We start from the raw sequence: 5,545 nt of genomic DNA, 5'->3' as shown, positions 1-5,545 counted from the left end.
CGGGCCGCCTGTGGCCACCAGGACGGCAAGCGCCACGACCGCTAAGGCGGTCAACAAGGGTCTACGTCTGGACATCGCGCAACTCTCTCTGCCGAGCCGATGCATGAGGTGCGTTATCGATAACACCCAACGGTGTAAGGGCGGCGCCCGGCGCATGTCAAGGCAGGGTGAAAGTTTCAGCGTGGCGGGGTGGTGGCCGTCGCAGCTATTGGCCGGCCCATGCGTTATCGATCACACACCGCCCTGCTCGCACGCGTACGGTGGCGGACCCACGGTCTCGCGTACGATCACCCGGTTGATCGACCGTGAGGGGGATTCAGGCACCGGCTCGCCCCGGACCTCCGCGATGAGCTTGGCCATGGCCTCCCGCCCCTGAACCTCGCGATCGACGGCCACCGTGGAGAGCGACGGGCTGGCGAAGCGCCCCAGTTCCTCGTCGTCCCAGCCGAACACGCTGACGTCGTCGGGAACGCGCCAGCCCCGGGAGAGCGCTCCTCGTACGGCGCCCATGGCCACGTGGTCGTTCGCGGCGACGACGGCGGTCACGCCGCTTCCTTCGGGCAGCCCCCGGACGGCGTCGTAGCCGGACTGCGGGGTCCAGTCCCCGAGGGCGATGCCGTACGACGTGAGCCCGTGCTGCTTGATCGTCTGCTCGTAGAGCAGTTTGCGATTGCGGGCGGAGGCGAAAGTCTGCGTGCCGGCGATGTGGAAGAAGACTCTGTGCCCCAGCGAGGCGAGATATTCGATGATCTCGCGGATCGGAGAGGCGTCCGCGAGCTCGTTGACGCTGCGGAGGTTGTCGTCGTAGTCGCCCGTGACGACGATGGGGACGGGCGACGCCCCGGGGTCGATCTCGAGGGGCGTCAAGGACAGGATGCCCTCGACCTGCCCCGAGCCCGCGAGCTCCAGGATCCGCTCCGCCCTGGCGCGGGGGTCGCCCTCCATGCTGACGACCTCCAGCTGGAAGCCTTCGGCGTGAGCGGCCGTGGAGGCGGCGCTGAGCAGGCGTACCGGCCACAGATAGGTGGAGGCGGGAAGGGTGATCGCCAGCCGGTTGGTGCGCCGGGTGCGCATGGAGCGCGCGACCAGGTTGGGCCGGTAGTTGAGCTCCTGGACGACCAGGTCGATCTTCCTGCGGGTCTCCGGCTTCAAGCCTTCGTTGTGGCGGAAGTAGCGGGAAACCGTCTGGTGGGAAACGCCCGCACGCCGGGCCACCTCGTGGATCGTGACGCGCGGCGTCTCGGACTCGCCCAAGGGGACCCCCTTTCCTCGCTCCTTGCGGGACAGCCTAGCGTTGACGCTAAAGTGATCGATCACTAATATGCGATCGCGCCGGCCAACAACCTGGCCGGCCTGTCCGCGGCACTCAACCCGGGCGACCCGTCACGGCACCGGATCCAGAGTTCGGGCAGGATGGTCGCCAGCAAGGTCGTCGCAGTCACACATGCTCGGAGTTCCCGTGTTGACCTCCTCCCCCTCGTGAACGAGGGGGATTCCAACCGTCGCCGGTTGGCCTTCCTGCTTCACTGCCGGTCGCCCGCCCGAGAGGACTCTCGTTGAGGTCTTACACCAGCTCCACAGGCGTTTCAGCTCTCCGCCAGCCCGGCGGCGAGCACATTCTTCGCACCGTTGACGTCGCGGTCGTGGACCGCGCCGCAGTCGCAGGTCCATTCCCGGATGGTCAGCGGCATCGCTTCTTGCAGAGTCCCGCAGGCCGAGCAGAGCTTGGAGGAGGGGAACCAGCGGTCCACCGCCACCAGTGTGCGCCCGTACCAGGCGGCCTTGTACTCCAGCATCATCCGCAGGTCGCGCCAGGCCGCATCCGAGATGGCGCGGGCCAGCGAGCGGTTCTTGACCATATTGCGGACCGTCAGGTCCTCCACGGCGATCACTTGGTTCTCGCGAACAAGCCGTGTGGTCACCTTGTGCAGATGATCCCGGCGCCGGTCGGCGATCCGGGCGTACACCTTGCCCACGCGCAGCCGGGCCCTGGCCCGGTTGTTCGATCGCTTCTCCTTACGGGCGAGCGATCGCTGAGCGCGGGCCGGCTTGCGCCGGTCGGCACGTTCGTGACGCGGGTTGACGATCTTCTCGCCGGTCGAGAGCGTGGCCAGCGCCGTGATGCCCGCGTCCACGCCCACCGACGCCTCGACCGGCGGCAGCGGCGAGATCTTCTCCTCGAGGAGGATGGACACGAACCACCGCCCGGCCGCGTCCCTCGACACCGTCACCGTGGACGGCTCGGCCTCCTCGGGCAGCGGACGCGACCACACGATGGTCAGCGGCGCGTCCATCTTCGCCAAGGTGAGCCGGCACTGGCGCCAGCGGAACGCCGAGCGGGTGTACTCCGCGCTCGCGCGCGCCTTCTTCTTGCTCTTGAAGGTCGGGTACTTCGCCCTGCGCGCGAAGAAGTTCGCGAACGCCGCCTGCAGGTGGCGCAGTGCCTGCTGCAACGGCACCGACGACACCTCACCCAGGAACGCCAGCTCGGGCGTCTTCTTCCACGCCGTCAGCGCGGCGGAGGACTCCACATAGGAGACCCGCCTGCCTTCCAGGATGTAGGCACGGGTCCGCTCTTCCAGCGCCTTGTTGTAGACCAGGCGCACGCAACCGAACGTCCGGGCAAGCTCCTCGGCCTGCTCAGGGGTCGGGTGGAAGCGGTACTTGTAGGCCCGCTTCACCAGCTGCGCCACGCCTCACATTTTTGCAGGAAGACCAGCCAAGTGCTGCTCGGTTGTCGTAGACGGGGGTCCGCCTGGCGGCGAATCGCCTGCTCCTGCCCTGCTCCGCAGGAGTCCGATTCCTTCCCCGCCTGAAGGCGGGGGTCTCCTCGGAGGTATCAGATGAACGAACCCCGGCCGGCCGATCCACCGGCGATCACGATCGACGATGGAGTCCGGCACCAGACCATCGACGGGTTCGGGATCTCCATGGCGTTCCGGCGGAACGAACTGGTCAGAGCCCTCCCGGAGGACAGACAGCGGGAGATCCTCGACCTGTGGTTCAGCCGCGAGAAGGGCGCCGGGCTGAGCATTCTGCGGCTCGGCATCGGCTCGTCCCCGGCGGGCAGCCCGTACGACGAGATGGTGTCGATCCAGCCCGAGGACCCCGGCGGCCCGGACGCCCCGCCCGAGTATGTGTGGGACGGCGACGACAACGGCCAGGTGTGGCTGGCCAAGGCCGCGCAGGCGTACGGCGTCGAGCGCTTCTTCGCCGTCGCCTGGAGCGCGCCCGGCTACATGAAGGACACCGGCGAGGACAGGAACGGCGGCAGGCTGAAGCCGGAGTGGCGGCATGCCTACGCGAATTACCTGGTGCAGTACACGAGGTTCTACGCGCGGGAAGGCATCCGGATCACCGACCTGGGGTTCGCGAACGAGCCCGACTGGACGGCCCCGTACGCCTCCATGCGCTTCACCCCCGAGGAGGCCGCCCAGTTCGTCAAGGTGCTCGGTCCCATCGCCTCGGGCATGCGGGTGGTGTGCTGCGAGTCGGTCGGCTGGACGGAGGCCAGGGCTTACACGGCCGCGATCGAGGCCGACGCCGAGGCCCGTCGCTGGGTGAAGGTCCATACCGGGCACAGCTACGCCACCCCCGTGGACTCCCCGCTGCCGACGGAACGGCCGACGTGGATGTCGGAGTGGCACCCCAACGGCACCAGCTGGAACGAGAGCTGGTACGACGGCAGCGGCTCCGACGGCTTCACGATCGCCCTGGCCGTGCACGACGCGCTCACCCTCGGCCACGTCTCCGGCTACGTGTACTGGCTGGGTGCTTCCGTCGGAAACACCCGGGCGTTGCTGCTGATCGACGAGGCGGCCAAGTCCTACCGGGTCTCCAAGCGGCTGTGGGCGCTGGCCGCCTACAGCCGCTTCGTCAGGCCCGGCGCGGTCAGGCTCGAGACGGCGGTCACGAAGCCCGCCCTGAAGGTGTCCGCGTTCCGCAACCCCGACGGCTCCCGGGTCGTCGAGGTCCTCAACACCGGCATGACCCCCGTGACCTGGGAGGGAGTGGGCGGCGAGGTCGCTGCCTACCTGACGAACGAGGACGAGTCACTCGGACCCGTCCCCGTGACGGACGGGGCGGTCACGCTCCTGCCGCGTGCCCTGACCACGATCGTTCTCGGTTGACCTCGCTCCCCGCGCCGGGCTCGGGCTTCCAGGTTTGGAGGCGTCCGCACATGCCGAACGCCCGGGGCCCCGGTCTGGGCGTGGTACGGACGACGGCGGCCTGCCCGAGGTGGGCCGGGTCGCCGTCGGCGATCGCCGCGAGCTGCCTGCGGGTGCGTTCGGTCTCGGCCTCGACGGTCCCGCTCCACAGCTCCGCCCACGACCCGGCCCGTGGGCGGACGAGCGCGGCGGCGAGGCGATGGAAGTCCGCCAGCGCCTGGCCGCCCCGGTCGTCCACGTCCTTCAGGAGCTGCTGGAAGCCGGTGACGGCGAGGTCGCGGCGGGTCCGGGCGGCGGCCGCGCGCTCGGCCTCCGAGCCGTCCGCCGGCAGCGTGGCGGCGGCGAGATAGGCGTCACGGTCGCGCAGGACGTCGGCGGGGAGGGTGAGGACGGCGTCGCCGGCCTCGGGCAGCCCTGCGTTCTGCATGATCACGACCAGCCGCAGATCCTCCTCGTTGACCAGGCGGTGGATCGTGCCGGGGGAGAACCACAGCACCGTGCCCGCCTCGAGCCGGTCCCGGGCGAAGCCCGCGGCGCTGAGGGTGTGCACCTCCCCGCGGCCCCCGGTCACGACGTACGCCTCCGTCGAGACGGTGTGCAGGTGGGGGGTGCCGCCATGGACGCCGTCGGCGCATTCCCAGTCGTAGACGGCCAGGTCACTGATCGAGGTGCCGCCGGGGAAGAGCGGAGTCATAGGGCGAACTCCGCGCCGAGGTCGTCGAGCTCCGCGCGCTCGCAGACGCGGTCGATGAAGACGTAGCGGTGCGTCAGTTCGAGAGTGTCGCCGTCGGCCAGCGCGATCTCCTCGTCGAAGGAGGGAGAGGGGCTGATCACGGCGAACGCCTCCTTGCGGACGAACCACTTGATCGGCACGGGCGCGCTGGAGTGCCCGGCGATGGCCAGTACGGTGCCGCCGCCGTCGATCTCGTCGTGCTGCCCGACCATGGCCAGCCACGGGGCCTCGGCGCCCATCATCTCCTCGCCGCCCTGGCCGCCGGCGGCGATGATCGTGCCTCCGGTCCAGGATCGGGGGCCGCGCCAGAAGAAGCCCGCGTACCCGGCCAGCGGGCGGCCGTGCGTGGTGGGGCTGCCGAACTCGAGCGTGGTGCCGCGGACGTTGAGCAGCTTCGTCGAGAAGTCCAGCGCCCAGATGCCGCGCTCGGCGTCCACGCCGTGGAAGGCCAGGTGGCGCTGCTCGGTGATCCACTGCTCGCCCTGCGCCGAGACCCAGTGCAGGGTCTCGTCGATCGCCACCCGCTCCCCGTCGGCGGAGACGCCGGGGAAGTCGATGTGGTTCATGTGGCCGAGGTTGTCGCGCCAGTGGTAGTTCTTCTCCACCGAGAACGTGGGGCCGCCCCAGAAGTTCTGCCCGGACA

General features: G+C 69.5%; 4 protein-coding genes and 1 pseudogene. 1 reads left to right on the top strand and 4 read right to left on the bottom strand.

What is annotated here, in order from left to right; translation table 11 throughout:
• Positions 1–231: 231 nt before the first annotated feature.
• Together ACWEPL_RS64770 and ACWEPL_RS64765 are read right to left on the bottom strand one after the other, a co-directional pair.
• Positions 232–1,254: a LacI family DNA-binding transcriptional regulator gene (locus tag ACWEPL_RS64770; RefSeq protein ID WP_452442940.1), complete on the bottom strand. Its 1,023-nt coding sequence runs from the start codon at positions 1,252–1,254 to the stop codon at positions 232–234.
• Positions 1,255–1,500: 246 nt separating this feature from the next.
• Positions 1,501–2,693 (bottom strand): annotated as a pseudogene (locus ACWEPL_RS64765) (RNA-guided endonuclease InsQ/TnpB family protein); the annotation flags it as partial.
• Positions 2,694–2,843: 150 nt separating this feature from the next.
• On the opposite strand from ACWEPL_RS64765, the gene ACWEPL_RS64760 reads away from it, so the two are divergent.
• Positions 2,844–4,130: a glycoside hydrolase family 30 protein gene (locus ACWEPL_RS64760; RefSeq protein WP_452442938.1), complete on the top strand. Its 1,287-nt coding sequence runs from the start codon at positions 2,844–2,846 to the stop codon at positions 4,128–4,130.
• On the opposite strand, the gene ACWEPL_RS64755 is transcribed toward ACWEPL_RS64760, so the two are convergent.
• Together ACWEPL_RS64755 and ACWEPL_RS64750 are read right to left on the bottom strand one after the other, a co-directional pair.
• On the bottom strand, positions 4,087–4,863 hold the full coding sequence (locus tag ACWEPL_RS64755; RefSeq protein ID WP_452442937.1) for a cupin domain-containing protein: 777 nt from the start codon (positions 4,861–4,863) through the stop codon (positions 4,087–4,089). The two genes, ACWEPL_RS64760 and ACWEPL_RS64755, sit on opposite strands and share 44 nt — an antisense overlap.
• Positions 4,860–5,545 (bottom strand): DUF6807 family protein (locus ACWEPL_RS64750; protein WP_452442935.1); only part of this gene is annotated, 686 nt, incomplete at its 5' end. The genes ACWEPL_RS64750 and ACWEPL_RS64755, both read right to left, overlap by 4 nt.

The sequence above is a fragment of the Nonomuraea sp. NPDC004186 genome, assembly GCF_053603495.1.
The sequence above is the reverse complement of the archived record's forward strand: the minus strand, read 5'-3'. Positions and strand labels throughout refer to the sequence as shown.